25 protein-coding genes are annotated in these 26,643 nt (G+C 63.3%); 1 reads left to right on the top strand and 24 read right to left on the bottom strand.

Annotated elements, in window-relative coordinates:
* Nucleotide 1 precedes the first annotated feature (1 nt).
* The 20 genes from CAF79_RS26825 to CAF79_RS26730 are packed head-to-tail and all read right to left on the bottom strand — an operon-like array spanning nucleotide 2 to nucleotide 18,105.
* Nucleotides 2-1,237 (bottom strand): beta-ketoacyl-ACP synthase, encoded by a 1,236-nt coding sequence (locus CAF79_RS26825; RefSeq protein WP_085701101.1) that lies wholly within the window; start codon nucleotides 1,235-1,237, stop codon nucleotides 2-4.
* Entirely contained in the window at nucleotides 1,237-1,965 is a 729-nt protein-coding gene (locus CAF79_RS26820; protein WP_085701100.1) for a 3-ketoacyl-ACP reductase FabG2, read from the bottom strand. The genes CAF79_RS26825 and CAF79_RS26820 overlap by 1 nt, the downstream gene beginning before the upstream one ends.
* Entirely contained in the window at nucleotides 1,958-2,437 is a 480-nt protein-coding gene (locus tag CAF79_RS26815) for a hotdog family protein (RefSeq protein ID WP_085701099.1), read from the bottom strand. The genes CAF79_RS26820 and CAF79_RS26815 overlap by 8 nt, the downstream gene beginning before the upstream one ends.
* Complete coding sequence (locus CAF79_RS26810; RefSeq protein ID WP_085701098.1) at nucleotides 2,434-3,630, bottom strand: beta-ketoacyl-[acyl-carrier-protein] synthase family protein; 1,197 nt, start codon at nucleotides 3,628-3,630, stop codon at nucleotides 2,434-2,436. Before CAF79_RS26810 ends, CAF79_RS26815 begins: the two co-directional genes overlap by 4 nt.
* Entirely contained in the window at nucleotides 3,627-4,223 is a 597-nt protein-coding gene (locus tag CAF79_RS26805) for a hypothetical protein (RefSeq protein ID WP_170929800.1), read from the bottom strand. Before CAF79_RS26805 ends, CAF79_RS26810 begins: the two co-directional genes overlap by 4 nt.
* Nucleotides 4,223-4,948, bottom strand: a complete 726-nt coding sequence (locus CAF79_RS26800; protein ID WP_085701097.1) for a class I SAM-dependent methyltransferase — start codon at nucleotides 4,946-4,948, stop codon at nucleotides 4,223-4,225. Before CAF79_RS26800 ends, CAF79_RS26805 begins: the two co-directional genes overlap by 1 nt.
* Nucleotides 4,945-6,192: an NAD(P)/FAD-dependent oxidoreductase gene (locus tag CAF79_RS26795; protein ID WP_085701096.1), complete on the bottom strand. Its 1,248-nt coding sequence runs from the start codon at nucleotides 6,190-6,192 to the stop codon at nucleotides 4,945-4,947. Before CAF79_RS26795 ends, CAF79_RS26800 begins: the two co-directional genes overlap by 4 nt.
* Nucleotides 6,179-7,339 (bottom strand): sodium:proton antiporter, encoded by a 1,161-nt coding sequence (locus CAF79_RS26790; RefSeq protein ID WP_085701095.1) that lies wholly within the window; start codon nucleotides 7,337-7,339, stop codon nucleotides 6,179-6,181. The genes CAF79_RS26795 and CAF79_RS26790 overlap by 14 nt, the downstream gene beginning before the upstream one ends.
* Nucleotides 7,336-9,675 carry an MMPL family transporter gene (locus tag CAF79_RS26785; protein ID WP_085701094.1) on the bottom strand — a complete coding sequence of 780 codons (2,340 nt, stop codon included), beginning with the start codon at nucleotides 9,673-9,675 and terminating at the stop codon, nucleotides 7,336-7,338. Before CAF79_RS26785 ends, CAF79_RS26790 begins: the two co-directional genes overlap by 4 nt.
* Entirely contained in the window at nucleotides 9,659-10,261 is a 603-nt protein-coding gene (locus tag CAF79_RS26780) for an outer membrane lipoprotein carrier protein LolA (protein ID WP_085701093.1), read from the bottom strand. The genes CAF79_RS26785 and CAF79_RS26780 overlap by 17 nt, the downstream gene beginning before the upstream one ends.
* Complete coding sequence (locus tag CAF79_RS26775; protein WP_085685400.1) at nucleotides 10,258-10,683, bottom strand: thioesterase family protein; 426 nt, start codon at nucleotides 10,681-10,683, stop codon at nucleotides 10,258-10,260. The genes CAF79_RS26780 and CAF79_RS26775 overlap by 4 nt, the downstream gene beginning before the upstream one ends.
* Nucleotides 10,676-12,220 (bottom strand): histidine ammonia-lyase, encoded by a 1,545-nt coding sequence (hutH, locus tag CAF79_RS26770; protein ID WP_085701092.1) that lies wholly within the window; start codon nucleotides 12,218-12,220, stop codon nucleotides 10,676-10,678. Before hutH ends, CAF79_RS26775 begins: the two co-directional genes overlap by 8 nt.
* On the bottom strand, nucleotides 12,201-13,148 hold the full coding sequence (locus CAF79_RS26765) for a glycosyl transferase (protein ID WP_085701091.1): 948 nt from the start codon (nucleotides 13,146-13,148) through the stop codon (nucleotides 12,201-12,203). Before CAF79_RS26765 ends, hutH begins: the two co-directional genes overlap by 20 nt.
* On the bottom strand, nucleotides 13,145-13,879 hold the full coding sequence (locus CAF79_RS26760) for a glycosyltransferase family 2 protein (RefSeq protein WP_011332103.1): 735 nt from the start codon (nucleotides 13,877-13,879) through the stop codon (nucleotides 13,145-13,147). The genes CAF79_RS26765 and CAF79_RS26760 overlap by 4 nt, the downstream gene beginning before the upstream one ends.
* On the bottom strand, nucleotides 13,872-15,551 hold the full coding sequence (locus tag CAF79_RS26755; RefSeq protein ID WP_085701090.1) for an acyl-CoA synthetase family protein: 1,680 nt from the start codon (nucleotides 15,549-15,551) through the stop codon (nucleotides 13,872-13,874). Before CAF79_RS26755 ends, CAF79_RS26760 begins: the two co-directional genes overlap by 8 nt.
* On the bottom strand, nucleotides 15,548-16,093 hold the full coding sequence (locus tag CAF79_RS26750; RefSeq protein ID WP_085701089.1) for a hypothetical protein: 546 nt from the start codon (nucleotides 16,091-16,093) through the stop codon (nucleotides 15,548-15,550). The genes CAF79_RS26755 and CAF79_RS26750 overlap by 4 nt, the downstream gene beginning before the upstream one ends.
* Nucleotides 16,090-16,344, bottom strand: coding sequence for an acyl carrier protein (locus CAF79_RS26745; RefSeq protein ID WP_085701088.1), 255 nt, complete (start codon nucleotides 16,342-16,344; stop codon nucleotides 16,090-16,092). Before CAF79_RS26745 ends, CAF79_RS26750 begins: the two co-directional genes overlap by 4 nt.
* Nucleotides 16,345-16,353: 9 nt before the next feature.
* Nucleotides 16,354-16,614: a phosphopantetheine-binding protein gene (locus tag CAF79_RS26740; protein WP_085701087.1), complete on the bottom strand. Its 261-nt coding sequence runs from the start codon at nucleotides 16,612-16,614 to the stop codon at nucleotides 16,354-16,356.
* A complete protein-coding gene (locus CAF79_RS26735; protein WP_085701086.1) occupies nucleotides 16,595-17,404 on the bottom strand; it encodes a 1-acyl-sn-glycerol-3-phosphate acyltransferase in 810 nt (269 codons plus the stop codon). Before CAF79_RS26735 ends, CAF79_RS26740 begins: the two co-directional genes overlap by 20 nt.
* Nucleotides 17,380-18,105 carry a beta-ketoacyl synthase chain length factor gene (locus CAF79_RS26730; protein WP_085701085.1) on the bottom strand — a complete coding sequence of 242 codons (726 nt, stop codon included), beginning with the start codon at nucleotides 18,103-18,105 and terminating at the stop codon, nucleotides 17,380-17,382. The genes CAF79_RS26735 and CAF79_RS26730 overlap by 25 nt, the downstream gene beginning before the upstream one ends.
* Nucleotides 18,106-18,475: 370 nt before the next feature.
* Here CAF79_RS26730 and CAF79_RS26725 point away from each other — a divergent pair, with 370 nt between their 5' ends.
* The gene (locus CAF79_RS26725; protein WP_064382864.1) at nucleotides 18,476-19,246 is read left to right on the top strand and encodes a ParA family protein; all 771 of its coding nucleotides are present in this window, start codon (nucleotides 18,476-18,478) and stop codon (nucleotides 19,244-19,246) included.
* A gap of 7 nt (nucleotides 19,247-19,253) precedes the next feature.
* Here the strand turns inward: CAF79_RS26725 and trxC are convergent, their stop codons facing one another.
* The 4 genes from trxC to CAF79_RS26705 all read right to left on the bottom strand — a co-directional run bounded on the left by trxC (nucleotide 19,254) and on the right by CAF79_RS26705 (nucleotide 26,412).
* Complete coding sequence (trxC, locus tag CAF79_RS26720) at nucleotides 19,254-19,688, bottom strand: thioredoxin TrxC (protein ID WP_085701084.1); 435 nt, start codon at nucleotides 19,686-19,688, stop codon at nucleotides 19,254-19,256.
* 81 nt (nucleotides 19,689-19,769) lie between these two features.
* Entirely contained in the window at nucleotides 19,770-21,233 is a 1,464-nt protein-coding gene (gene selO, locus CAF79_RS26715; RefSeq protein ID WP_085701083.1) for a protein adenylyltransferase SelO, read from the bottom strand.
* A 48-nt stretch (nucleotides 21,234-21,281) separates the two neighbouring features.
* On the bottom strand, nucleotides 21,282-24,635 hold the full coding sequence (gene mscK, locus CAF79_RS26710) for a mechanosensitive channel MscK (RefSeq protein ID WP_085701082.1): 3,354 nt from the start codon (nucleotides 24,633-24,635) through the stop codon (nucleotides 21,282-21,284).
* A 34-nt stretch (nucleotides 24,636-24,669) separates the two neighbouring features.
* Nucleotides 24,670-26,412, bottom strand: coding sequence for a potassium/proton antiporter (locus CAF79_RS26705; RefSeq protein ID WP_085701081.1), 1,743 nt, complete (start codon nucleotides 26,410-26,412; stop codon nucleotides 24,670-24,672).
* Between the last annotated feature and the right edge of the window lie 231 nt (nucleotides 26,413-26,643).

Genomic DNA, 26,643 nt, shown 5'->3' with positions numbered 1-26,643 from the left:
ATTAATTCGGTTGGGGCCAGCGACGGAAAATCAGCGAGGTGTTGACCCCGCCGAAAGCAAAGTTGTTGTTCATCACGTATTCGTGGCTCATCTGCCGGAACTCGCCGCGCAGGTAGTCGAGCTTGCCGCAGTGCGGATCGACCTCATCGAGGTTGAGCGTGTGCACGTACAGGTCACGGTTGAGCATCTCGATGCTGAACCACGACTCCAGTGCCCCGCAGGCGCCGAGGGTATGGCCCAGGAAGCTCTTTTGCGAACTGATCGGCATGTGTTCGCCGAACAGGGCACTGGTGGCCAGGGTTTCAGCGACATCGCCCTGTTCGGTGGCGGTGCCGTGGCCGTTGACGTAGCCGATGACGTCCGGCGCAAGGCCTGCGTCTTCCAGCGCCAGTTCCATCGCCCGGCGCATGGTGACTTGTTCGGGGCGGGTGGTGTGCTGGCCGTCGGCGTTGCTGCCGAAGCCGACGATTTCGGCGTGAATGCGTGCTCCGCGTGCAAGGGCGTGCTCCAGCTCTTCAAGCACCAGCATGCCGCCGCCTTCACCGATCACCAGACCGTCGCGGCCCTTGTCGTACGGGCGTGGCGAGGTGTGCGGTGCATCGTTTTTCAGGCTGGTGGCGTACAGCGCGTCGAACACCATGGCTTCGGTCGGGCACAGCTCTTCGGCGCCACCGGCGAGCATCAGCGGCAGACGTCCGAACTTGATCGCCTCGTAGGCGTAGCCGATACCCTGGCTGCCACTGGTGCAGGCGCTGGAGGTCGGGATCAAACGGCCGGTGAGGCCGAAGAAGATGCTGATGTTCGCCGCCGTGGTGTGCGGCATCATCCGCACATAGGAGTTGGCATTAAGGCCTTCGGCCACCGAGTTGAGCAGCATGTTGCCGAACGCCTTGATTTCGTCGGTGCTGCCGGTGGACGAACCACAGGCCACGCCCATGCGCCCGTCCTTGATTGACTCGTCGCCAAGCAGGCCGGCATCGGCCAGCGCTTTTTCCGCGGCGCAGACGGCCAGGCGTGAAACCCGGCCCATGCTGCGCAGTTGCTTGCGGGTCCAGTGCGCCGGGACCTGGAAATCATCGATGGGCCCGGCCAGGCGCGTGTTGAGCTCGCTGAAACGATCCCACTCGTCCATCCGGCGGATGCCGCTGCGGTTGGCGGCGAAATTGCCGGCGATGGTGTCCCAGTCGCTGCCCAGCGAGGTAATGCCGGCCATGCCGGTGACGACAACGCGCTTCATCAGCACAAGCCTCCGTTGACCGCCAGCACCTGGCGGGTGATGTACGACGCTTCCGCCGACATCAGGAAATTCACCGCACCGGCCACCTCTTCAGGCGTGCCCATGCGTTGTGCGGGGATCATTTTCATCAGCTCTTCCACCGGCACGTTTTCATCGAGCATCGCCGTATCGATCAGGCCCGGCGCAACGCAGTTGACCGTGATCTTGCGCTTGGCCAGTTCGATCGCCAAGGCTTTCGCGGCCCCGATCACGCCGGCCTTCGAGGCGCTGTAATTGACCTGGCCGCGATTGCCGATCAGTCCCGAAACCGAGGTGATGCAAACGATGCGACCAGCGGCGCGGCGGCGGATCATCGGCATCATCACCGGGTGCAGGACGTTGTAGAAACCGTCGAGGTTGGTACGCAGCACCACGTCCCAGTCGTCGTCGCTCAGGGCCGGAAAGGCGCCGTCGCGGGTCAGGCCGGCGTTGAGCACCACGCCGTAATAGGCGCCGTGGGCTTCAACATCGGCTTCGAGGATGGTTTTGCAGCTTTCGCGGTCAGCCACGTCGAATTGCAGGATGCGCGCGTTGCGGCCGAGCGCTTCGACTTCGGCTTTCACCGCTTGTGCTTCGCTCACGCCGCTGCGGCAATGCAGGACGATATCGTGGCCGGCGCTGGCCAGACGCAGGGCGATGGCGCGACCGATGCCACGGCTGGAGCCGGTGACCAGTATTGATTCAGTCATCGTTCGACTCCTTATTGGTTTCGTTGCGGGTTTGTTCCAGATAGTCCGCCGCCTGCGGCGGGCGGAACACGTTCAGCCGGGCGCTGGCCTCGATGCCGGGCGCGTTGATATGGCATTCGAATACTCCCATGCCGTTGTCGTCTTCCAGCGAGCGCAGGCCATGGATGATCAGTTCGCTGCCGACCGGAAAGGCCGCGACATTGCATTCGAACTTGCGTGTGCCGAGCAGAAAACCCAGCTCCACCTGATTGCCTTTCTGTCGTGCATGGCAGCCGGCGAACGCGGCGACGCTTTGCGCCATCAGCTCGACGCCGACCCAGGCCGGCAGGCTGCCGTCGGGCAGGCTGAACAGGCCGCCGGGCCGGACGGTGAGGGTGGTGTGGATCTGTTCGTCGTCAAAGCTCAGGATCCGGTCGATCAGGATCATGTCGCCAGCGTGGGGCAGCAGTTCGGCGAGCGGCCAGTGGGTCATGGGGCGTCTCCGATAATCAGGCTGACGTTATTGCCACCGAAGGCAAACGAATTGCTCATCAGGTAGCGGGGTGCAGTGGACGCCAGGCGTTCGCTTGCGGTCACCCACTTCAGCGCCGGCAGTGCCGGGTCGGCCTGGCCGTCCCAGATGTGCGGCGGCAAGGCGTGGTCGGGATTGTCGGCACTCAGGCTCAACCAGCAGAACGCCGCTTCCAGTGCGCCGGCGGCGCCGAGAGTGTGGCCGGTCATCGGTTTGGTCGAGGAGCACGGCACGCCGTCGGCAAACAGCGCGGCGACGGCCAGGCTTTCCATGGCGTCGTTGTGTTGGGTCGCGGTGCCGTGCAGGTTCAGGTAGCTGATATCGCCGGCTTGCAGTTGGGCCTGATCGAGGGCTTTCTGCATCGATTGCCGCGCGCCACGGCCGGTCGGCTCCGGCGCGGAAATGTGGTGCGCGTCGGAGCTGGCGCCAGCGCCGAGCAGGGCGATGCCCGGCCCTGCGCCGCGTTCTTTGCTCATCACGAACAGCACCGCCGCTTCGCCGATGTTGATACCGTTTCGGTTGGCGGAAAACGGATTGCAGCGCTCGTCCGACACGGCTTCCAGCGCACTGAAACCATTGAGGGTCAGCTTGCACAGGCTGTCGACACCGCCGCACAGCACTGCGTCGCACAGGCCCAGATCAAGCAGGCGTCGGGCGCTCATCAGTGCGCGTGCGCTGGAGGTGCAGGCAGTTGAAATCACATAGGTCGGGCCGCTCAGTTGCAGCCAGTCGGCGAGGAAATTCGCCGGAGCGCCGAGTTCCTGTTGCCGGTAGTCGTAATCGGCCGGGAACTGGTGGTCGCGAATGTAGTGCGCCAAGCCGCGACTGGCCTCGTCGATACCCGAAGTGCTGGTGCCAAGCACCACGCCGATGCGATCACGACCGTAAGTCTGGATCGCCTGCTCGATGTCATCGCGAATCTGCAACGCGGCTTCCAGCAACAGTTGGTTGTTGCGGCTGCGCTGGTCGGCCAAGGCATCTGGAATCGGCGCCAGATCGCCGTGCACAGCGGCCACCGGCAGCTCGCGCTCCGGCACCCAGCCGGACTCGCGGCGCATGCCCGAGCAGTCGCCGGCAAACAGGTTGCGTGCCACGGCTTGCTTGTCGCGCCCCAGGGCGCAGATCACGCCGAGGGCATTGAGGTAGGCGGTCATGACGTCGGTTCACCGAGTGGCGTTACGCGATAGTGCGGGCCTTGGGGCAGATTCAATTCGAAGCTCAAGGGTTGGGTGTAACGGATGTCCCAGCGCGCCAGCAGGGAACGTTGGCCGCCCTGTTGCTGCGCGTCGGGGTAGTTGCGCGACAGCTCGCCCGATGGAGTCAGGGCGAACAGCAGCGCGGCGAACAGTTCCCGGGCTTCCGGGTTGGGCGGCAGCAGGCCGTCAGCCTGCCAGTGCCCGTCGATCAACTGCTGACGCGCCTGGGGAATGCCCAGCGGATCCATCATCGACCAGCGGATGCCGGGGCCTTCGCGCTGGATCACCAGCAACCAGTCTTGCTGTTGCCCGGCCAGATGCCGCTCGATATGCAATTGCATCGGCAGCGCCAGGCTCGGGTTGCCAACCGGCAGCGGCGCCTGGCTGGCGCAGGCACTCAAGAACAGTACAACGACGAGCACAAAAAAACGGCATACATCGGACACTGTGGGAGCGAGCTTGCTCGCGAATGCGATCTCACATTCAACCTTTCTGGTGTCTGAAATACCGTTTTCGCGAGCAAGCTCGCTCCCACATGCGATGTGTGGCATCAGTTATCACCTTGCAGCGGTTTGCGGGCCACCACGTTGACCAGGGTTTCTTCCCGTTGGCCAAAGGGCTTGGGCTGGCGCAGGCCAAAACGTTCGAGCAGACCGAAATCCTTCGACCGGCTCCACCACAGATACGGATACGAAACGTTCTGTTCGCCGAACTCGAAACCCTGCCGGCGAATCATCTCCAGGTACTGCGCCGCGCTCTTTTGTACGTGCATCGGATGGCGGAACAGCCAGCGAATCACCCACGTATCAATGTAAGCCTCGGTGGACTCGGCGAACAGCAGATAACCGCCCGGCTTGAGCACTCGATAGAACTCGGCGAGGGCTTTTTCCTGCTCGACCAGATGATGGAAGGTCTGGTGACAGAACAGCAGGTCGACGCTGGCGTCCGGCACATTGAGCGTCGCGCAGTCGCTGCCGATCAGCTCGACGTCGAAGCCCTGACGTGCGGCCTCGGCAGCGCTCAGTTCAAGGCTGTGCGGATCGGCATCGACGCCGATCAGGCGCTGTGGCGCGAAGGTCTGGCGCAGGTGGCCGAACGACTTGCCCTGGCCGCAACCGGCATCCAGCAGCACCGGGTTGGCTGGCAACGATTCGCTGAACAGCCCGCGCAGATCGTTGATCGCCACGCGCAGCACATGGTGTTGCCAGGTGTGGCTGCGCAGGAACCAGAAGCCGAAACGGGTTTCCTCGACGTAGTTGTCGCTCAAGTAATTCATGTGTCGTCCCTTGCACAGAGTTCGGAGATCGTCTTCAACCGACGGCGCGCTTCACTGACGAACGGGTTGCGTTCGTCCCAGGCGTAACCGGCGAGGATCGAGCAGATCATGCGGCGGATTTCCGGTGAGCCGTGCTCGTGGAAAATCACGTCCTGGAAAGTGCCGGCGTACCAGCCTTCGACGTAACAGCGGAAGGTGTCGACCCCGCGTTTCAGCGGCTCGGCGAACTCCCGTTGCCAGTCCACCGCTTCGCCCTGCAACTGCCGATGCAGCACAGCGGCGGCCATGCTTGCCGAACGCATGGCAATGGTCACGCCGGAGGAGAACACCGGGTCGAGAAATTCCGCCGCGTTGCCCAGCAGCGCAAAACCCGGCCCGTGCAGGGTTTTGACGTTGGCTGCATAGCCGCCGAGGGTGCGTGCCGGTGTATCCCACACGGCGTTGTTCAGCACCTTGGCCAGGCTCGGGGTTTCGGCGATGAACCCGCGCAGGCAGGCGTCGAGGTCGGCATCGCGACCTGCGAAATGTTCGGCAGCCGCCACCACGCCGACGGAGCAGCGACCGTTGCTGAACGGGATCGACCAGAACCAGATATCGCGGTGCTGCGGGTGGGTGGTGATGAGAATCTTCTCGCGGTCGAAGCCGGGATGATCGATGTGGTCTTCAACGTGGGTGAACACGGCTTGGCGAACCGGGAAATTCGACGGCGCTTCCAGGTCGAGCAGGCGTGACAGCACGCGGCCGTAGCCGCTGGCATCGAGGACAAAATCGGCTTCGATGCGGTATTCGCTGCCGTCCTCGCGACGCACATTCAGCTGCGGGCGCGGGCGTTCGAAATCGACGCTGACAATCGCGTCGCCGTAGCGGATTTCCGCACCCTGCAACGCCGCCTGATCGGCCAGCAACTTGTCGAAGTCGGCGCGTTGCACCTGCAGGGTCGTCGGTTTGCCGGCGGTGAAGGTGTCACCAAAATCGAAGGCGCTGTAACGCTCGCCCCAAGCGAATGCCGCGCCGTTCTTGCGCTGGAATCCGGCGGCATTCACCGCCTCGAGCATGCCGGCTTCTTCGACGAAATCCAGGCAATGGCAGAGCAGGCTTTCACCGATGGAAAACCTCGGGAAGTGCTGGCGCTCGATCACCAGTACGTCGTGTCCCTTGCGCTTGAGCAATGCGGCGGCAATGGCGCCGGAGGGGCCGGCGCCGATGATCACGACCTGACGGGATTCCATTTCAACGATTGGCACGCGAGCTCCTGGGTACGGCAATAGGATTCAGTGACGCCCGGTGCAGGCCGATGAAAGCCGGCAACAGCGTCGCGATCAGACCCATCAGCATCAGCGCAAAGTACAGCGCCGGGCTGATGAGCTGTTGTTGCAACAGCAGATTGAGAAAGACGATTTCGCTCAAGCCGCGAATGTTCAACAGCACGCTTTCGCGCCAGCGGCTGGCGCCCGCGAACGACGCGCCGGCCCAGCCGAGGCCGAGCCAGTTGCCCACGATTTTGCTGACGACCGGCAGCAGCAGGAGCGCTGCCCATTGCACAGCGCCAAGGCTGGCGAGGGCGCTGTGCACATCGATCTGCACGATGCCGAACGTAAGGATCAGCGGAATCGCGACCCACGTCTGCAAGCGGTTCATCCAGTGCGCCGGCAGCGGCAACACCAGCGGCACCTTGAGCGCGGCCATGCACAACAGATAGCCGATGCCGAAAATCAGCGCGTTGAGTTTGTAGTGTTCGGCCAGCACCAGCAGCGCAAAGAAACCGAGGCTGTAGGTCAATGGCCGGCGTATGCCGCATACCCGCAGCAGCACTGGCACGCAGGCCAGCCCCAGCGGCAACAACAGAGTGCTCAGGTGCAGGCTGCCCTGAGCGAGGCCGAACAGGGTCCAGCAGGTCAGGTCGATCAGGATCGCGGTCTGCACCAGGCGCCGGGTGGCGGCAGGCGGATAGTCGATATGGCGCAGGTACAGATACAGCACCGGGATCGCGGTGATGGCGAACACCAGGCCGATGGCCAGCGAGTTGATCCACGGCTGCGTCGGCAACAGCCAGTACGCCGTTGCCAGGCCGCAGGTGAACGGCACGGCGAAACTCGGCAGGGCGATCTTCACGCTCTGACGGTCCAGGCGCAGGTCGATCACGTCGCTGAGGATGTGCCCCAGCAACAGGGCGAAGCTCAGGCTGTAGAGGTTTTTCAGCCAGCCCGGCGCAATCAGTTCGGCGCCGTTGAGTTGCCAGCCCGGTTCAATCCAGAAGTACATCAGCAGCGGCAGGCCGAAGCTGGCCAGCAGCAATTGACTGACGATCGGGATCAGCCCGAAATGCCGGCCGACCCGGGTGGCGACGAAGAACAGCGCCAGGGCCATCAGCCAGAAAATCCCCACCATCACGCTGAACGCTCCGTGACGGCAACCGCATGGGCCTGACGCCCGGCCCACGGCGCGAGCATGAAGCTGAAGGCCAGACCGAGGCTCACCGACAGACCGAAGTTGCTCACCGCTGGCGTACTCGACACCGCCAGCAGGCCGAACGACAGCCAGGTGGTGGCGGCCGCAAGCAAGGTGCCGAGCAGGCTGACGGCCGCGCCGCCGACCTGCTCGCGCATGAGGATTGCGTAGTCGACGCTGATCGCCGTCACCAGCAGCAGGCCGAACAGGCTGAACAGGGTCAGCGGCTGGCCGAGCCAGCCCAGGCTGGCGAGGCTGCACAGCGCAGCAAGCAGCGGCAGGGCGACGATCCGCAGGGCGCCACCGAGACCGAACGGCAGCATCAGCACCAGCACGATCAACACGCAGGAGGCGAGTTTCAGTTCAGCGGCGCTGATCTGGGTCTGGGCGAATACCTTGTTCAGATCACCGAGCCGGTCCACCAGCATCACACCCGGCAGGTCGAGCGCCTGCACCCGCAGCAGCGACGGATTGTTCAGGCCTTGCAGGCTGACCATTGCCGCCACGCCCTCCTCGGTCGGCCCCAGCCACAACGTGCGGTAGGGCTCGCCGAGCGGGCCGGCCAGCGCGGCATCGATGTCTTCGGCGGGCAGGGCCTGCAACTGTTGCAGTTCGTTCTGCAGCGCCGCCAGCGGCACGCCGACCTCCAGCAACGGCTGCCAGAACAGCGGCAACTTGCTCAGAGCTTCACGAACTTGTTGTTGCTGAGCCGGCGGGCTGACCAGTTGATTGAGCGCCAGATAACCTTGCAACTTGTCGAGGTTGACCAATTGATCCAGCCGCTCGCTCAAAGCCGCTTGCCGCTCCAGCAATTGCTGCTGGTCGGCGGCGCGCACCAGGAAGAACTGGCTGGTCGGCTGATAACCGGTAATCCGCGCAATGGTCTGCGCCTCATCGGTCAGGCGTTGCGGCGCACCGACCCACTGGCGAATGTCGTTCTTGCTCTCCAGTTGCAGCAGACCACCGACGCAGAAGGCGATCAGCAGGGCCAGCAACACCGGAGTCCTGACGTGTTCGAGCAGATTTTCCCGCAGTCGCACCAGACGCTCGGCAAGTCGCAGCGGCCATTGCGCCGGGCGCAGTTCGACGTTTTTCAGCAGCGCCGGCAACAGGCACACCGCCGACAGGTAGGCGCCGAGCAAACCGGCGGCGGAGAACACCGCGATCTGGGTCAGTGCCGGGAAAGGCGTCCAGGCCAGCGCCAGATAACCGATGGCGCTGGTGATCAGGCTCAACGTCAGCCCGGACAGGGTCAGGCGCAGCGCCGGCCAACTGCGCCACGGCTTGAGGCTCCAGCTCTTGGACAGATAGTGCAGCGGGTAATCCACCGCCACACCGATCAGGCTGGAACCAAGCACCAGGGTCATCACATGCATGTGCCCGAACAGCGCAACACAGGCCACAGCCCCGAACAGCATGCCGACCAGCACCGGAATGAACGCCAGCAGCACCCGCCAGCGGCGGAAGGCGAGCAGCAACAGCAACAGGATGCCGACGGTGGCGCCACCGCCGACCCAGGTCATTTCCCGGGTCGCCTGTTGCTGACCGTTGGCGGCGTAAAGCAGGCCGCTGGCGGCCAACAATTGCACGTTGGCGCTCGCTGCCAGCTCACGGCTGTGTTGCAGCAGAGCGGCGACTTGCAGCGGCTGATTCATGTCGAAGGCGCTGCCGGTGGTGCGTGCGCGCAGCAGCACCCAGCTCTTGCCGTCGGCATCGGCGATCAACGCGCCGCTGCCGATGTCCAGTTGCACCGCGCCATGTTGCGGCTGACTGTTCTGGATGCGCCCGGTCAGGCCCAGCCAGTCGTCCTGGCTCGGCACCAGACTGAATCCGGTGAACGGGTCGAACAGCGCCTGCACCCGTTGCTGGATGAAGGCGTCGGGATGTTCGGTCAAAAGTTGCCGGTCATCCGCCGAAAGCATCGCCAGCCGCCCTTGCAGCAGTTGCGTGCGCAGGGCCGGCAGGTCGGCTTGCAGGTTCCACTGGACCCTTTCGAACAGGCCGCTGGCCTGCCATTGCTCGCCCAGGGTCTGGGCCATCGCAACGGCTTGCTGACGATCGGCGTGACCGACCAGCACCAGCATGTCGCGGTTGAGCGGCTCCTGCATGCGTTGTTCGGCGCGCACTTCGAGGGCGTCCGGGTGGGTGCCGGGCACCAGCTCCATCAGGTTCGCCGACAGCGGCGCGCCGTCGCGCCATTGCCAGGCGCCCAGTGCGACGACGGCCAGCAGCAGGATCAGGAACAGCCAGGGCAGCCTGCGTTCACTCGGCAAAGTCATGTTGCTCCGCGTCGCTCAGAGGTTGGCCGGCGGTGCTGTCCTGCATGCGCAGCACGGTGCTGTCGCCCTGGGTTTCCAGCAGTTCGATGGTGTTTACCAACGCGCCGCCGCTGATGTTGATCTGATTGAAGACCTGCTTGAGCAGCACCGAACGCGGGCTCAGGGTCAGTTGCCATTGCTGCGCGTCGCCGCTCAGGGCCAGTTCGAAATCCCGTTGCAGGCCGCTGCTGTCGCCTTGCAGCACGGCGAGGAACAAACGGTTCTGCTCGGCGCCGGCGCTCTTGTTCGGCAGCTGTTGCCAGCCGCTGGCATCACGTCGGGCGATGCCCTTGGCACTGATGCGGTAGTCCTGCTGCAGCGGCGTTTTCAACAGCCACAGCAGGCCATGGTTTTTCGCGAGGACGAAACTGCCCTTGCTGATCAGCGGCTGTGGCAGGGCGCGCAGGTGCTTTTCCTGGGTGAACTGGCCGTGGATCACGTCCGGTTTCGCCAGTTGCTCGCTCAACTGTTGCAGGTCGAAGGCGTTGGCCAGCGACGACAGCGTCAGCAGCGCCAGGGCTCCGAGGGATTTCACCAACACATTCATCGCAGCATCCTTTCCACGGCATCGGTGAAGACTTTCGGCGACGCCAATTGCATCTCGCGGCTGCTGACTTCGACGGCAACCTGCACCGAGCTGGCGCGAGTCAGGCGTTCGCCGGTCTCGGCGTCGGTGATCAGGTAGTGAATCTTCAGGCGGTTTTCCCATTCCACCAGGCTGGCGCGCACGTTCAGCCGTTGACCGAACACCGCGCCGCGCACGTAGCGCAATTGCAGGTCGATCACCGGCCAGGCGTAGCCCGAGTCGACCATCTGGTTGTAGTTGTGGCCGATCTTGTCGAGCAATGCGCACCGCGCCACTTCCAGGTATTTCACGTAATGGCCGTGCCAGACGACGTGCATGGTGTCGACGTCAAAGAACGGCACGAGGATTTCTGTATCGGCGTGAAGCACTCCGGCACTACGCATGCAGCCTCCAGTGTTGCTCGGCGATGCGTTGCAGACACAGGCGCAGTTCGCCTTCCAGGGCGCGGTCTTCGATGACTGGCGGGAAGTCCTGGGCCAGTTGTTCATGCATGGCGGCCAGCGACGGTGGCAGTGGGCGAGCGTCTTCATCACGACCGCGCAGCCACACGCCCTGATTGGCGGCGAGCAACGTGGCGGCGGCGACCTGTTCGGTCAGCTCCAGCACACGAATGGCGTCGCGGGCGGCGATGGTGCCCATGCTCACCTTGTCCTGGTTGTGGCATTCGGTGGAGCGCGAGAACACGCTGGCCGGCATGGTGTTTTTCAACGCTTCGGCAGTCCAGGCGCTGGCGCCGATCTGCACAGCCTTGAAGCCGTGGTTGAGCATCGCGCGGTCGGCGCTGGCGCCGGACAGATTGCTCGGCAAACCGTGGTTGTAACGCTCGTCCACCAGCAGCGCGAGTTGTCGGTCGAGCAGGTCGGCGACGTTGGCCACGAGGTTTTTCAGGCTGTCCATGGCGAACGCGATATGCCCGCCGTAGAAGTGCCCGCCGTGCAGCACGCGCTCGGCTTCGGCGTCGATGATCGGGTTGTCGTTGGCGCTGTTGAGTTCGGTTTCGATGAACGAGCGCAGCCAGTTCAGGCTGTCGGCCAATACGCCTAGTACATGCGGTGCGCAGCGCAGCGAGTAGCGATCCTGCAAGCGGTGCAGCGGCGCGGTCGGCGCGTCGATCGCCAGATCCTTGCGCAGCCACGCGGCGACCTGCATCTGTCCCGGATGCGGCTTGGCGGCGAACAGGCGCTCGTCGAAGTGTTCCGGATTGCCTTGCAGCGCCACCACGTTCAGTGCGGTGATGCGGGTGGCCAGTTGCAGCAGGTAATCGGCGCGAGCGTAGGCGAGGCAGGCCAGTCCGGTCATCACGGCGGTGCCGTTCATCAGTGCCAGCGCTTCTTTCGGACGCAGCACCAGCGGCGTCCAGCCCAGTTCACGGTGTACGTCGGCAGCCTGGCGGCGCTCGCCACGAAACATCACTTCACGCTCGCCGGACAGGGTCGCGGCAACGTAGGACAGCGGCGTCAGATCGCCGCTGGCGCCCACCGAACCTTCTTCGGGGATCAGCGGCAGAATGTCGTGTTCAAGAAACGCATGCAGGCGTTCCAGCAACTCGATGCGCACCCCGGACACGCCGTGGCACAGCGACTGCAAACGCGCCGCCAGTACCGCGCGCGTGGCCGGGGCGTCGAGCAGTTTACCCAGCCCGCAACCGTGGAACGTGTAGAGATGACGCGGCAGCGCCTCGACGTGATGCAGCGGCACCGCGACCACGCAGGAATCGCCGTAACCGGTGGTCACGCCGTAGATCACGCCTTCCTTGTCCAGCAGCGAATCGAGGAACCGCGCGCCCTTGGCGATGCGTTCGCGATAAGGCGCGTCGCTCTGCAACTGCACGGGCGCCTGACGGTTGGCCAGGGCCAGCACGTCTTCGATGCGCAAAGGGCGTTCGCCGAAGGTGACCGGCTCAGGAGTTGGCGTTGTCATCGGTTTTCCAGAATGGGTAAAAGTTGAACCATTGGCACGGTGCTTCGAGGCAATAGTGACTCAGGCGTTCGGCGTAGCGGGTGGCCCACTGATGAATGACCTGTTCGCGCTCGCGGCGTGACCACACCACGGCATCGGCGAACGGCTCCAGGGTCAGGCGATAGTGGCCGTCGGGCTGTTTCAGGCACATCAGCAGGTTGACCGGGCATTTCAGCAGGCCGGCCAGCAGCCACGGCCCTTGCGGGAATGGCGCGCGATGGCCGAGAAAGTCCACGGTCACACTGCGCCCGCCATGCAGCGGCACGCGGTCGCCGGCAATCGCCAGCCACTCGCCGCGCTCCAGGCGTTCGTGCAGTTGCAGCATGATCACCGGATCCAGCTCGCTGACCTGGATCAGCCGCAAATTGGTCGCTCCGGCTTCGCCCAGCAGGCGATTGAATTGCTCGGCGTGCTTGGTGTGCACCAGCACGTTCATCGTGACCTTTTCGCCCAGCTCCGCCAGCGCCCGGCACACTTCGAGGTTGCCCAGATGCGCGCCCACCAGCATTTGCCCGCGACTGCCGCGCAACTGATTGCGCAGCAGCGCCGGGTCGATGATTTCGATCTGCTCGATCTTCAGCTTGCCGTTCCACACGTCGAGCTTGTCGAGCAGCGAATCGGCGAATGCCATGAACTGGCGGAACACTCGCCAACGGGTCGGACGCAGTTCGCGGCGACCGCTCCAGTCAGCGAGGCGCTGTTGATACTGCCAGGCACTGCGCCGCGCCGTGCGGCCGAACAGGAAAAAGTACAGAACGATGCCGTACAGCAACGGGCTCAGCAGGCGTCGGCCAAGGACTTTGGCGGCGAACGCGGTGAGTTTCATCAGCAGGAAACTGCCGCGCTCTTCGCGGTCGGCCCAATGCTTCTTGTCGGTCTCGACGGTCATGGGCGCCACCGTCGCCAGAGGATCACGGGCAGGCGCAGCAACATGCCGAAGAACAGGCGCGTGTGCATGCTCGAGATCAGCACGTTGTCATGGAACAGGCGAAAGTGCGACACGCCGTCCAGCGGGTAATGCACGCTGGTCTGCAACCAGCGCATCGGCTGATTGCGCCACGCCAGGCGCACCAGAATGTCCGAGTCGAAATCCATGCGCTTGCCGATCCGCGCCGAATCGATCACGCCCAGCGTCGGTTCCAGCGGATACACCCGGAAGCCGCACATCGAATCGCGAATCTGCAGCGACAAGGTGTTGATCCACACCATCACATGGGTCAGGTAACGCGCATACAAACGGCCCTTGGGCACGCTGGCGTCATACAGCGGATAGCCGCAGACCAGCGACTCGGGGTGAGCGCGGGACTCTTCGATGAAACGCGCGACATCCTGCAAGTCGTGCTGACCATCGGCGTCGACCTGCAAGGCATGGCTGAAGCCCAGACGCGCGGCTTCACGCAGGCCGGTCATGACCGCGCCGCCCTTGCCCTGGTTGGCGGTGAGGCGCACCAGATAAACCCGCTCGCGCTCGGCCAGCGCGTCCAGCACCGCCGCGCAGGATTTGCTGCTGGCATCGTCCACCAGAATGCATGGCAGATCTTCGGCGAGCAGGGCGTCGACCACCGTGCCGATGGCGGTTTCGTGGTTGTAGACCGGGATCACTGCGCAAGGGTTATGCATCGCCAGTCCCCAGCAGAATCCGCCCGCTGGAACAGGTGGCGGTGTCGTTGCGGTAGGCGAAATACAACTTGCCGCGCTCCGGGTCGAAACGCAGGTGCAGCTGGATTTCATCGCCGGGGCGCACCAGTTGCTGGAATTTCAGCACTTCCATGCCGGCGAACGTGCCGGGCAGGTTCAGCAGTTGCCGACCCAAGTTCAGCGCCCATTCGACCTGCACCACGCCGGGCAGCACCGGGGCCTTGGGGAAGTGGCCGCTGAAGTAGGCCAGGTCCGGCGGAACGCTTAATTGCAGGTTCCATTCGCCCTCGGTTTCGGCCTGTTCCAGAATCTCCGGCGCCTTTGGCCGTGGCGCCAGCAGCAAGGCTTCGACGTCGGCCTGAGGCAACTTGCCCTGAGTGTTCAGCGGCAGTTGTCGCAGCAGGCGCCAGCGGCGGGGCAGGGCCAGGGCTTCGCAATGGTCGCCGAGATAACGGCGCAGGGTTTCGGTCAGGCTGCGCCGACCGTGTTCGCGCAGGGCAAACAGGCCGGATTCGCTGAGCACCAGCAGCGCGCCGAGGGACGCACGGTTTTCCTGCACCACGCCCAGACGTGCTTCGGCGACCCAGTCGTGAGCCACCAGCGCCTGTTCAAGCATTGGCAGGGAAATACGTTTTTCTTCGAGTTTGACGATCCGGTCGAGCCGTCCGAGCAATTCAAAGCGGCCATCGCCCTGAATGCGCGCCGCATCGGCGGTGTGTTCGACATGCCCGGCGGGCAGATACGGCGAAGCGATCAGCAAGGCGCCGTCGCTGTCCTGACTCAACTCGACGCCGGCAAACGGCTGCCACGACGATTCGCCCTGACGCCAGGCGATGCCGCCGGTTTCCGAGCTGCCGAGGATTTCCGTCGGCCATTGTCCCAGACGTTGATGCAGGCTTTGCGCGGCGTCTGCCGGCAGTGCGCCACCGGATGAAAACACCCGGCGCACGACGCTCAGGGCCGGCCAGTCGAGGTTGTCGCCCATGCGCTTGAGGAGCGCCGGGCTGGCGACCCAGGCAAAGGCCGGGTACTCGCGGCTGGCGCGTTGCAGGTCTTCCGGGAAGGCCAGTTGCTTGCGCAGGAACGGACGCCCGGCGCACAACGGCCACAGCACGCGGAACAGCAAGCCGTAGATGTGTTGGGTGGCGACGCTGCCGAGGATGCAGGCCTCACCCAGATCGGCGCCCCACAGTTGCTCAAGGGCTTCGACTTCGTTGGCCAGTTGCCGCAGGGATTTGTCGATGCGCTTGGGCTCGCCGCTGGAGCCGGAGGTGCACAGGCTCAGACGGCACTGGTCGAGATCCAGTTCGGCAGCGGGCAGAGGAGGTTGCAGCAGATCGCTCAGGCGAGCGTCATCGGCCTGATCGGTGAGCCACAGATCGACTTCGTTCGACCAGCGCTGGCGGGTCTGCGCTTGCAGATCCGAAGGCAGCAACACGCTGACGCCGGCGAGCCAGGCACCGAGCAGGGCGATGGCAAGCTCGGCGGCATCTTCCAGATGCACTGCCAGACGCTTCACGCCGCGGGCCTGCAGACCGGCGGCCAGACTCAGGGCTTGCTCGCGCAGGTGTGCGTGATCGAGTGCCGGCGCGACGGTGATTGCGCGCTGCGGCAGATCCTTGAGCAACAGCTGCTCAAGTTTTATCCAGTTCATGGGCGACCTCTTACCCTTTGTCGTATCAGCCATTCAATGGCAAACATCAGGCCGATCAATCCGTAGGAGATCAGGCCGGTGTACAACATCCACCAGTTCAGCGGCGCCCAGAGTGTCAGCAGGGCGGCGCACAAACCGTTGCAAAAGAAAAACACGCTCCAGGCCACGGTGACCTGGCGGGTGTAACGAATCGCCTTGGGCGGCAGTTGCGGCTCACGCAGGCGCGCCAGACGCTCAACCATCGGCGGCCCGTATTTCAGGCTCAGGCTGAACAGCGCCAGCATGAAGCCGCTGATCAGCACCGGGTACCAGCGCAACAGCAAAGGGCTGTCGAACACCGCCAGCAGCAGGCAGAACACGATCGCCACGCAGGCCATCCACAGACTGCCGGGCTTGCGTTCGCCGGTCAGCGCCCGGGCCAGCCACAGGCCGCCCAGCAGCAGGCCGAACTGCCATGGCGCGAAATGCTCCATGCCGAAATACACCGCAAAGGGATACAGCAGGCCCGCCAGCAGCAGGCCGAGGCCGATCAGTCGGCTCATGCGGCCGGTTGAACCAGACGGTAGACCGCCTCGACCACGTCGCTGACGGTACGCACCGACTTGAATTCCTCGGCGGCGATTTTCTTGCCGGTCTGGCGTTTGATGTGATCGATCAGGTCGACGGCGTCGATGCTGTCGATTTCCAGATCCTGATACAGGTTGGAATCCAGGCTCACGCGAGCCGGGTCCAGTTCGAACAGCTCGACCAGGGCATCGCGCAGGGTGTTGAAAATGTCGTCACGAGTTTGCATGGTCCGGTCTCAAGCTGCCTGTTTTGCAGTGACGAACGCCGCAAGGCTCGCCACGTTGGTGAAATGGTTGCGGGTGTCCTTGGCGTCGGCGTCGATCTTGATGCCGTACTTTTTCTGAATCGCCAGGCCGAGCTCCAGAGCGTCGACGGAGTCCAGGCCCAGGCCTTCGCCGAACAGTGTCTGGTCGTCGCCGATGTCCTCTGCGCTGATGTCTTCGAGGCCCAGGGCGTCGATGATCAGCTCTTTGATGTCACGGTTTAGATCGCTCATCTTCGGCGAGCTCCTTGATAAAGAATTGGTGCAAATAGTCGTTGAGCTTGCGCGAAGCCTGCGGGGCAGGTCCCTGCGCGGCAAAAGTCTGTGGGTCTATATCGGCCCCGACGCGAAAACTGAAGTGCACGCGGCGATTGGGGATGCGATACCAGGGTTCGGCCTTGGTCAGGGTGGTCGGACTGACCTGGATGACCACCGGGGTGACGATTTTCGCACCGCGCAGTGCAATGGCCGCTGCGCCCCGATGAAAGGCTGGCGCCTGGCCCGGTTGGGTGCGGGTGCCTTCGGGAAAAATGATCAGGGTCTGGCCGCTTTGCAGCGCGTTGGCGGCGGCATCGAGCATGTCCATGCTGCCGTCGTTGCTGATGTATTCGGTGCTGCGCAGCGGGCCACGGGTGAAGGGGTTTTCCCACAGGCTTTTCTTCACCACGCAGTTGGCCCGGCGCACCAGGCCGATCAGGAACACCACATCGATCAGCGACGGGTGATTGGCGATGATCATCTGCCCCGGACGGCCCAGACGTTCGGCGCCCTGGATGTCGTAGGTCAGCACGCCGGTACGGGCCATGAACCGGACGAAAAACCAGAACAGCCGGCTGACGGTCTGGCGCGCCCGCTCGCGATGCGCAATGGCGTCGCCCGGCAGGCAACCGAGCAATGGGAATACCAGCAGGCGCAGGCACAGGCCACCGAGCCCGAACAGGGCGAAGCTGGTGGCGGTGGCCAGCAGACGCCAGTAATAGGCATCGCGGTTTTTTCCGATTACAGGTTGCGTTGCCAGGTCCATAGACGAGTCTTCCAGGCATGTTGGCAATGGGGTTGCTGACCGAGCAGGGTTCGCAGCAGATTCAGTGCATGGGGCCACTGCGGTTTTGACACTGCTTGCGGGGCGCTGTTCAGGGTCAGCCGCCAGTCGGTACCGGCGGTGAGCAACAGCCCGACCGCATAGGGAAACGGAACGTCGTCGACCCACGTCGAATAGGCTTCGGGCGGTTGTTCCTCGGTGATCACCAGCAATACTGCCGGGGCGCCTTCGTTGAGCAATGTGGCGGCTTCGAGCATGCCGTGTTCGAGGCCGTCGCCGGCCGCGGCGAGGGCGGTCATTTCGCTGGTTTCGCCGCGCATGATCGACCACAGGCCGATGATCGCGTTGTGCACCGACAGGCTGAACTGGGTCGGCGACAGCGGCTGTTCGTTAGCCAGATCGCTGAGGATTTCAAAGGTGCGCGGGGTTTCGCCATGCCGGGAGACAAAGACCAGCGGCAGATTTTCCCGACCGTCGGCCAGCGGCCAGCCGACGCTGAACGCCATCCGCGCCAGACGGCTGAGACGACGGCGCTGCATGGCCGGCAGAAACGACACATCGGGTGCGGCATCGCTGCTTTCGAGCACGACCGGTTGTCGGCTCCAGGCCTGCCAGGCTTCCACGCTGTCGAGCCCGGGAGCCCAGGCGCGCCATTGGGCGATGTTGAAGTTGATCACGGACATTTATCCCGCCCCTGCGGGCCGATTTGACGCGGTTTCGCCAACGTCGCCGCTGAGCTGATTTAGCCTGAAATGGCATGGCGCGTGGCGCCGGGTGGCGCGCATTATCCCGGTGCGACGAGTGTGTAGCAAATGCTGGTTACATTTTGCGCAGTGAAATGGACCGAATGGTACGCAGCAGAAAACTGTCACTTGGCCATTATCCAGATTGTCGGGTGTCTGTCTGTCGGGCGAATCGGCGATCAACGGGTGTCTTTGCCCCGTATTCATTGGGATATTGGCGCCTGACTCTGTAGTCCGTATCCATCGAGGTAGCGAACCGGCACCGGGCACCACTACACTCGGTCATTCTTTGATACACGGAGGTTTTGTCATGCGGCGCGTGGTGTTCAATCAGAAAGGTGGCGTGGGCAAATCCAGCATTGCCTGCAATCTGGCGGCGGTGAGCGCCAGCGAGGGTTATCGCACGCTGTTGGTGGACCTCGATGCCCAAGCCAACTCAACTCAGTATCTGACCGGGCTCACGGGTGATGACATTCCGATGGGCATTGCCGACTTCTTCAAGCAGACCCTGTCTTCCGGGCCGTTCTCGAAAAAGAATCAGGCGGATATCTACGAAACGCCGTTCGACAACCTGCACATCATCACCGCCACCGCCGAACTGGCCGACTTGCAACCCAAGCTCGAGGCCAAACACAAGATCAACAAGCTGCGAAAGCTGCTCGACGAATTGTCGGAAGATTACGACCGGATCTATCTGGATACGCCGCCGGCGCTGAATTTCTATGCGGTCTCGGCACTGATTGCCGCCGATCGGGTACTGATTCCCTTTGACTGCGACAGCTTCTCGCGTCAGGCCCTCTACGGTCTGATCGCCGAGATCGACGAGTTGAAGGAAGACCACAACGAAGGCCTGGAAGTCGAAGGCATTGTGGTCAACCAGTTCCAGGCCCGGGCCAGCCTGCCGCAGCAGATCCTCGACGAACTGATCGCCGAGGGCCTGCCGGTATTGCCGGTCTACCTCGCCAGCTCAGTGCGCATGCGCGAGTCGCATCAGGCCAGTATGCCGCTGATCCATCTCGACCCGCGGCACAAGCTGACGCAGCAGTTCGTGGAACTGCACAACCTGCTCGAAGACGCCTGAAGCCTTGTCAGATGCCCTGGCTGCGCAGCCAGGCCATCAACTGCGGCAACGGGAAGGCCCCGCTCTGACGGGCCACTTCCCGGCCGTTGCGCAACAGAATCAGGCTCGGAATCGAACGAATCCCCAACTGCGCCGACAACTGCTGATTGGCCTCGCTGTCCAGCTTGGCCAGCCGGCACTTGCCTGCCAGCTGCGCAGCCGCCTGCTCGAACACCGGCGCAAACGACTTGCACGGCCCGCACCAGTCCGCCCACACGTCCACCAGCAACGGCAGATCGCCCTTGATCTGACTGGCGTAATCGCCTTGTTTGAGTTCAAACGGTCTGTTCAACAGCACTTCGGACTTGCAGCGGCCGCACTTCGGATGATCGTTGAGGCGCTCGGCGGGGATGCGGTTGAGGCCGTTGCAGGAGGGGCAGGGGATGAGGAGTGGGTCGGTCATGATCAGCTCAATGAATAAAACGGGATCGTACGACTGATCTGGAGCCGTACGGATCGATTATCAAGGTTCAGTCGTTCCCGCTTACGACGAACAACTGATCTCCAGATGCTTGCCCCACTCCGGCGGCCGTTCCGCATAGCTTTCCATTCCAGGCTGTTCCTCGAATGGATTGCTCAACACCGCATGCAGCCGCCGTACCTCGGAGTAGTCACCCTGCTCGGCCGCATCAATCGCCTTCTGCGCCAGATAATTGCGCAGGATGTACAGCGGGTTCACCGCATGCATCCGCGCACGGCGCTGTTCCTGATCGGTTGCGCCGTCGCGTGCGACACGGGCGACATAACGCTCGCCCCAGGCATCGAAACCTTTGATATCGACGAAGTCATCGCGCAGGCGAGCGACGGCCTGTTCGGCTGACTCTTCGCCCAGGCGGCGGAAGAACAGCGTGTAGTCGACGCCGCTGTTCTGCATCAGTTGCAGCAGTTGCTCCAGCAACTGCTGGTCGTCGTCCTCGGCAGTGGTGAAGCCGAAACGGCGGCGCATCAGGTCGAGGTAGTGCGCCTGGAACAGCGGCAGGTACAGGCCGAGCGTTTCGCGCAGGGCTTCGACGCTGATGAACGGCGTCAGGGCCTGGGCCAGGGCGCTGAGGTTCCACTGGCCGACCGGCACCTGATTGCTGAAGGAGTAGCGGCCCTGATCATCGGAGTGGTTGCAGATGAAGTTCGCGTCGAAATCGTCGAGGAAGGCGAACGGGCCGAAGTCGAAGGTAATGCCGAGGATCGACATGTTGTCGGTGTTCATCACCCCGTGGCAAAAACCGTAGGCCTGCCATTTGGCGATCAGTTCGGCGTTGCGCTCGACGATCTCGCGGAACATCGCCAGATACGGTTCCGGCTGTTCCAGGCATTCGGGGTAGTGCATCGCCAGCACGTGCTCGCCGAGCTGCTTCTGCTGTTCGGGACGCTTGGTGTAATAGAAATATTCGAAATGGCCGAAGCGAATGTGGCTCGGCGCCAGGCGCAGCACCATCGCGGCGCGCTCCTGTTTCTCACGCCAGACCGGAGTGTCGGAGCCGATCACGCAGGCGGCGCGTGACGAGGGGATATTCAGCGCATGCAGCGCTTCGGAAGCGAGAAACTCGCGGATCGACGAACGCAGCACCGCGCGACCGTCGCCCATGCGCGAAAACGGTGTCTGCCCGGCGCCCTTCAGATGCAAGTCCCAGTGTTCGCCGGCCGCATTGTAAACCTCGCCCAGCAACAGCCCGCGACCATCGCCCAGTTGCGGCGTGTACCCGCCGAATTGATGCCCGGAATAAACCATCGCTCGTGGCTCGGCATCGGCCCACAACTTGTGGCCGCCGAACAATTCAGCGAATTCTCGGGTGTCAGCCGCCGCCGGTTGCAGATCCAGCAGCGCGAGGGCCGCCGGGCTGGCGACCACCAGTCGCGGATTGTCGATCGGTTCGGGCAGCACATGGGCCGAGAACGCGTCGCCCAGGCGGGCGAAGCGGTTGTCGAAGGTCAGTTCGTCGAGGGCTTTCAAGGGCCGGCTCCAGCAGAATGTCCGAGCATTCTGCTGGGATTAGTCCGGTTAGTCGAGTTTGGCGGGCGGCGGCTCTTGCAGCGGTTTTTGCTCGTCGCTGACCGGGACGATGGTTTTGGTTTCCGGCTCGATCGGCACCATCTTGTATTCCTGGCCGTGCAGGTTCTTCAGGTACACCTCCATCTGCCGGAACGAGATGTTGATGTGCTGCTTCTTGAACTCACGGTTGATGAAGCGGTTGACCTCGTCGAGCACCGGGTTGCGGTCACCGAGGTCGCGCACATGCATGCGCAGTTCATGATCGAGAGTGCTTTCGCCGAAGTTGAGGAAGTACACGTGCGGCTCGGGTTCCTTGAGCACGCGCGGGTTTTCCCGGGCGGCCTTGAGCAGCAGTTCCTTGACCAGATCCAGATCCGAACCGTAATCCACGCCGAGTTTCAGGGTCACCCGGGTGATGGTGTCGGTCAGCGACCAGTTGATCAGTTGCCCGGTGATGAACGTCTTGTTCGGGACAATGATGTCCTTGCGGTCGAAGTCGGTGATGGTCGTGGCGCGGATGCGGATCTTGCTCACCGTGCCCGACAGGTTGCCGATAGTGATGGTGTCGCCGATCCGCACCGGGCGCTCGAACAGGATCATGATGCCGGAGATGAAGTTCGCGAAGATCTCCTGCATGCCGAAACCGAGGCCCACAGAGAGCGCCGCCACCAGCCACTGCAACTTGTCCCAGCTCACGCCGAGGGTCGACAGGGTCGAGACGAAACCGACCCCGGCGATCACGTACGACAGCAGCGTCGTGGTCGCGTAGGCACTGCCCTGGGCCAGATTGAGTTTCGACAGTACGAACACTTCCAGCAGGCCCGGCAAGTTGCGGGCGAGCGCAAAGGTAATGCCGATGATGATCAGCGCGCCGAGCATGTCGCCGATGCTGATCGGCACCATGCTCATGTTGGCGCCGGTGCCGCTGGTGTATTCGTAGAGGGTGATGTTGTCGAGGTACGAGAACACGGTGATCAGGTCGGCCCAGACCCAGTACAGCGCGGCGATGAAACCGCCGAGCAGGGCCAGACGGATCAGGCGCAGGGACTGTTCGTTGACCTTCTCGATGTCCAGGGTTGGCTCTTCGATCACCGCTTCGCCATCGCCGGCTTCCTTCGCAGCCTGACGTTTGGCCAGGGCGCGCTGGTAAGCCAGGCGGCGGGCCGCGACCGCCAGACCACGGACGAAAGTGGCCTCGATCACCAGCCAGAACATCAGCAGATACAGCGTGTTGATCAAACGGTCGCTGAGCTTCAGCGCGGTGTAGTAGTAGCCGAAGCACACAGCGACGAACAGCGCGATAGGCAGCAGGGTGAACATCACGCCTACGGCCTTGCGGAACAGCGAGGCGTTTTCGTGGGTCGGGCTGCTGATCAGCAGGCGGCTGAGCAGCCATGCCATCAGGGCGTAGCAGGTCAGCACCACCGGCATGCCGATGACATCGTCGGCCAGCGCCGCCGGTTGCAACTCGGCAACCGCCACCACCGCCACCAGTGCCATGACCACCAGTCCGAGGCGACGGACCCAGCCTTGCAGGAATTCGACCTGCGGCTTTTCCCAGCGGAAGTGCAATTCGGCCACGCCGCCCGGCGCGAGGATCCGGTAAGCGGTGTAGAACACCAGCCATGCCTGGGCCATTTGCAGCAGCGCCGCGCCCATGTTGGCGTTCTGCCCGCGGGCGTCGATCTGCAACGCCAGCCCGCACAGGGCCAGGCCCAGCGCCACCGGCATCGCCAGCAAAATATTGATCAGAATCGCCTGCGGCGTGTGCCACTGGCTGTCACGTTTGAAGTGACCGATGTCCTGGTGAACCTTGTTCAGGCGCGAATACAACTGCTTGCGGCGCCACAGCAACGCGCCGATCAGCAGCGCCAGCGGCAGGAACAACAGCGGTCGCTGGGTCAGGCCGTCGGTCAGTTCACTGAAGCTTGAGGCCAGCGGCAAGGTGTCGATCTGACGCTTGAGGCGTTCCGGCACGCCGCGCATCCATTCGGCGTCCAGTGGCTTGTTGCTCGGAATCCAGAACATCTGCTCGTCGAGCGTCGCGCGCAGGCTCTGCGCGGTGCTCAGCAGTTGTTTCTGGTTCAGTTGCAGGGTGATCGACTCGTTGAGCATCGCGCTCAGTTCGCGGTTCAGACGCTCCAGCAGGTCGGCGCGGGTGTTGGCCAGTTCCAGCAGGCTTTTGCGCAGTTGCGGCGTGACTTGCTCCGGCGGCTGGGTGGACAGCAGGTTGTCGACGTAAGCCGTCGGGTTGCTCAGCAGTTCTCGCTGCTGGCTGACTTCGAACTGATACAGACGAATATCGGCGATCTGGTCCGCCAGGTCGCGATCGACCTTGAGGCGTGGCAGGGCCTGTTTCTGTTTATAGAGAATCTTCGACAGCAGCAGGCTGCCCTTGAGCACGTTGATCTGCTCGTCGAGGGCCGAATCGCTCTGGGTCACGCTGTCCAGTTGCTGTTTGGTCTGCAGGTTCTGCTGGGTGACTTCGTTGAGGCGGTCGGTGCTCTTGAGCAGGTAGTCGGAGAGCTTGAGGTTGGCCGCGCTTTCGGTGGCGAGCAGGGTGCTGCTGCCGGACTTCTGCGCCTCGATCGATTGCTGGGTCACGGTCTCTTGAGACAGGGCCAGACGCTTCTGGTTGATCAGGGTTTGCAGTTCCTGGATCTCGCGGTCCAGGCGGTCGGATTTCTCCGAGAGCAGGTCATGCTGACTGTTGCCCAGATCCTGCAACTGGTTGTTGCCGGCCAGTTCCTGACGACGCAGCGGGATCAGCGCGTTCAGGGCGGCCAGCTCGGCGTTGAGCTGGTCGCGTTGCTCGGCGCTCAGGGGCTTGCCGCCGTCCTTGCCGGTCTTGAGGATGTTGTTGATCTGCTGGATGCGCGTCTGGCTGCTGGAGATCTCGGCCTGGGCGCGCTCGGGGCGGGTCTGGGCGGTGATGATCAGGCTGTTGGCTTCGGCCAGGGCCTTTTGCAGATCGCTTTGCTGGGTCGAGCGCTCGGTGAGCATCTGCTCCAGCTGCTGGATGTTTTCTTTGGGGAAGCGCTGCGCCACCGGCACCACGGCGCTGGCCTTGAGGCGGGTCAGTTCGCGGGTGTTCTCGATGGTTTGCTTCGGTGCCGAGGCCAGTTGCTGCTTGAGATCGATCAGCTTCTGCTCGTAGTCACGCCGGTTATTGAGCTGGTTCAGCGTGTTTTGCAGGACCGTTTGCAGGGTCTTTTTATCGGCGTCGGGCAGTTTGCTGTCGGCGATCTTGTCCAGACTGGCCTGCACGGCTTCGCTGGACGGCGGTTCGGCGGCTTGCAGCGGGCCGACAGTAAGACTCAGGCCCAGCAGGGCCGCGACGAAAAAGGAGCGCAGGGTAGGCATAGAGACCGGTCAAGCAAGTTGGAGTGGACGCAGTTTAGAGGAAGAGCCCGGGGCCTGGGCGACTTCCTTCGGGGAATCTGACGCCCACTTTGCCGATCTTGTTCCCGTCCATGACCGCAACCGTCCAGTGGGTGTTGTTCCATTCCACCTGGTCGCCAACGATCGGTGCACCGCCGACTTTCTGAGCAATGAAGTGGCCCAGAGTCATGTCCGGGTCGATGCCTTCGGCGGGCAGGCCGTACAGGGCGGCAACCGCTTTGAGCTGCGCGTCTCCTTCAAGTACGAAGTCGCCGAAGAAGCGCAGATCGAGGCCGCGTTGCGGCGCCTGGCTGAACAGTTTTCCGAGGGCCGGAAGGTTGTGTTCATGGCCGATAACACACAGCAAATCATCGACTTCCAGCACCGTACTACCCGACGGATGGAGCAGTTGCTGGCCGCGAAACAGGGCTGCGATACGGGTACCTTCGGGCATTTTCAGTTCGCGCAGGGGCGAACCGATGCACCATTTTTCCGCGCCGAGCTTGTAGACGAACAGTTCCCACTCGCTGGTGACGTGTACTTCGAGGGCGGCGCGGGAGATTGGTGCCGGCTCCGGCGGTACTGTCACCTTGAGCAGCTTGGCCACCCACGGTAGGCTCGTGCCTTGCACCAGCAGCGACACCAGCACGATGAAGAAGGCGAGGTTGAAGTACAGCTGCGCATTCGGCAGCCCGGCCATCAGCGGGAACACCGCCAGAATGATCGGCACCGCGCCACGCAGGCCGACCCAGGAAATGAAGGCTTTTTCGCGGCCATGGAAGGCCTTGAACGGCAGCAGCCCGACTACCACCGACAGCGGCCGTGCGAACAGGATCATCCACAGCGCCAGGCCTAGGGCAGGCAAGGCGATCGGCAGCAGATCGTGCGGAGTGACCAGCAAACCCAGCACCAGAAACATGCCGATCTGCGCCAGCCACGCCATGCCGTCGAGCATGTGCAGGATGCCGTGACGGCTGCGCACCGGGCGGTTGCCGATCACCAGGCCGCACAGGTACACGGCGAGGAAGCCGCTGCCGTGCAGGGCGTTGGTCAGGGCGAACACCACCAGACCGCCGGCGATCACCAGAATCGGATACAGGCCGGCAGCCAGATTGATCCGGTTGACCAGTTGCAGCATCAGCCAGCCGCCACCGAGGCCGATCACGCCACCGATACCGAACTCGCGGATCAGGTGAGTCAGCAGGCTCCAGTGCAGGCCGGTCTGGCCGCTGGCGAGCATGTCGATCAGGGTCACGGTGAGGAACACTGCCATCGGGTCGTTGCTGCCGGACTCGATTTCCAGACTGGCGGTCACCCGCTCGTTCAGGCCCTTGCCGCCGAGCAGCGAGAACACCGCCGCGGCGTCTGTGGAACCGACGATGGCGCCGATCAGCAGGCCTTGGATCAGATTAAGGTCGAACAGCCACGCGGCGGCCATGCCGGTGAGGCCGGTGGTGATAAGGACGCCGACCGTGGCCAGCGACAAGGCCGGCCACAGGGCCACGCGGAAACTCGACACCCGGGTGCGCAAGCCGCCGTCGAGCAGGATCACTGCCAGTGCGAGGTTGCCGACCAGATAGGCCGTCGGGTAGTTATCGAAAATGATGCCGCCGCCATCGACCCCGGCAGTCATGCCGACTGCAAGGATGATCACCAGAATCGGGATGCCGAGACGGGAGGAAAGGGAGCTGACAAGAATGCTTGCGCCTACCAGCAACGCGCCGATCAAGAACAGGCTGTTGATGGTCGTCGCATTCAAAGGCAGTACTCCAGAAGCGGAAAGACGGGCACAAACTGACCATGCAGTCTGCGTGCCAGCGATTCTAACCTGTTGAAATGTGATGCTGTCAAAAAGGTTTTGTACCAGAGGAGGCGATCGTTCCCACGTCGAGGCGTCGAACCGTCCGCGTGGGAATGCTTCAATGGACAGCTCTGCGTCCGCTTCTGGGACGCAGAGCGTCCCGGGCTGCATTCCCACGCAGAGCGTGGG

The organism is Pseudomonas sp. B26(2017) (assembly GCF_002113045.1).
GTDB lineage: Bacteria > Pseudomonadota > Gammaproteobacteria > Pseudomonadales > Pseudomonadaceae > Aquipseudomonas.
The sequence above is the reverse complement of the archived record's forward strand: the minus strand, read 5'-3'. Positions and strand labels throughout refer to the sequence as shown.

Excerpts from the sequence above, each read along its gene's own strand:
- CAF79_RS26800 (WP_085701097.1), bottom strand. The coding sequence starts at position 4,948 with ATGAATTACTTGAGCGACAACTACGTCGAGGAAACCCGTTTCGGCTTC.
- CAF79_RS26785 (WP_085701094.1), bottom strand. The coding sequence starts at position 9,675 with ATGACTTTGCCGAGTGAACGCAGGCTGCCCTGGCTGTTCCTGATCCTG.
- CAF79_RS26810 (WP_085701098.1), bottom strand. The coding sequence starts at position 3,630 with ATGACCGCCTACCTCAATGCCCTCGGCGTGATCTGCGCCCTGGGGCGC.
- CAF79_RS26820 (WP_085701100.1), bottom strand. The coding sequence starts at position 1,965 with ATGACTGAATCAATACTGGTCACCGGCTCCAGCCGTGGCATCGGTCGC.
- CAF79_RS26755 (WP_085701090.1), bottom strand. The coding sequence starts at position 15,551 with ATGAACTGGATAAAACTTGAGCAGCTGTTGCTCAAGGATCTGCCGCAG.
- CAF79_RS26750 (WP_085701089.1), bottom strand. The coding sequence starts at position 16,093 with ATGAGCCGACTGATCGGCCTCGGCCTGCTGCTGGCGGGCCTGCTGTAT.
- CAF79_RS26815 (WP_085701099.1), bottom strand. The coding sequence starts at position 2,437 with ATGACCCACTGGCCGCTCGCCGAACTGCTGCCCCACGCTGGCGACATG.
- CAF79_RS26760 (WP_011332103.1), bottom strand. The coding sequence starts at position 13,879 with ATGCATAACCCTTGCGCAGTGATCCCGGTCTACAACCACGAAACCGCC.
- mscK (WP_085701082.1), bottom strand. The coding sequence starts at position 24,635 with ATGCCTACCCTGCGCTCCTTTTTCGTCGCGGCCCTGCTGGGCCTGAGT.
- trxC (WP_085701084.1), bottom strand. The coding sequence starts at position 19,688 with ATGACCGACCCACTCCTCATCCCCTGCCCCTCCTGCAACGGCCTCAAC.
- CAF79_RS26825 (WP_085701101.1), bottom strand. The coding sequence starts at position 1,237 with ATGAAGCGCGTTGTCGTCACCGGCATGGCCGGCATTACCTCGCTGGGC.
- CAF79_RS26745 (WP_085701088.1), bottom strand. The coding sequence starts at position 16,344 with ATGCAAACTCGTGACGACATTTTCAACACCCTGCGCGATGCCCTGGTC.
- CAF79_RS26725 (WP_064382864.1), top strand. The coding sequence starts at position 18,476 with ATGCGGCGCGTGGTGTTCAATCAGAAAGGTGGCGTGGGCAAATCCAGC.
- CAF79_RS26805 (WP_170929800.1), bottom strand. The coding sequence starts at position 4,223 with ATGCCACACATCGCATGTGGGAGCGAGCTTGCTCGCGAAAACGGTATT.
- CAF79_RS26735 (WP_085701086.1), bottom strand. The coding sequence starts at position 17,404 with ATGGACCTGGCAACGCAACCTGTAATCGGAAAAAACCGCGATGCCTAT.
- CAF79_RS26775 (WP_085685400.1), bottom strand. The coding sequence starts at position 10,683 with ATGCGTAGTGCCGGAGTGCTTCACGCCGATACAGAAATCCTCGTGCCG.
- CAF79_RS26730 (WP_085701085.1), bottom strand. The coding sequence starts at position 18,105 with ATGTCCGTGATCAACTTCAACATCGCCCAATGGCGCGCCTGGGCTCCC.
- hutH (WP_085701092.1), bottom strand. The coding sequence starts at position 12,220 with ATGACAACGCCAACTCCTGAGCCGGTCACCTTCGGCGAACGCCCTTTG.
- CAF79_RS26780 (WP_085701093.1), bottom strand. The coding sequence starts at position 10,261 with ATGAATGTGTTGGTGAAATCCCTCGGAGCCCTGGCGCTGCTGACGCTG.
- CAF79_RS26740 (WP_085701087.1), bottom strand. The coding sequence starts at position 16,614 with ATGAGCGATCTAAACCGTGACATCAAAGAGCTGATCATCGACGCCCTG.
- CAF79_RS26765 (WP_085701091.1), bottom strand. The coding sequence starts at position 13,148 with ATGACCGTCGAGACCGACAAGAAGCATTGGGCCGACCGCGAAGAGCGC.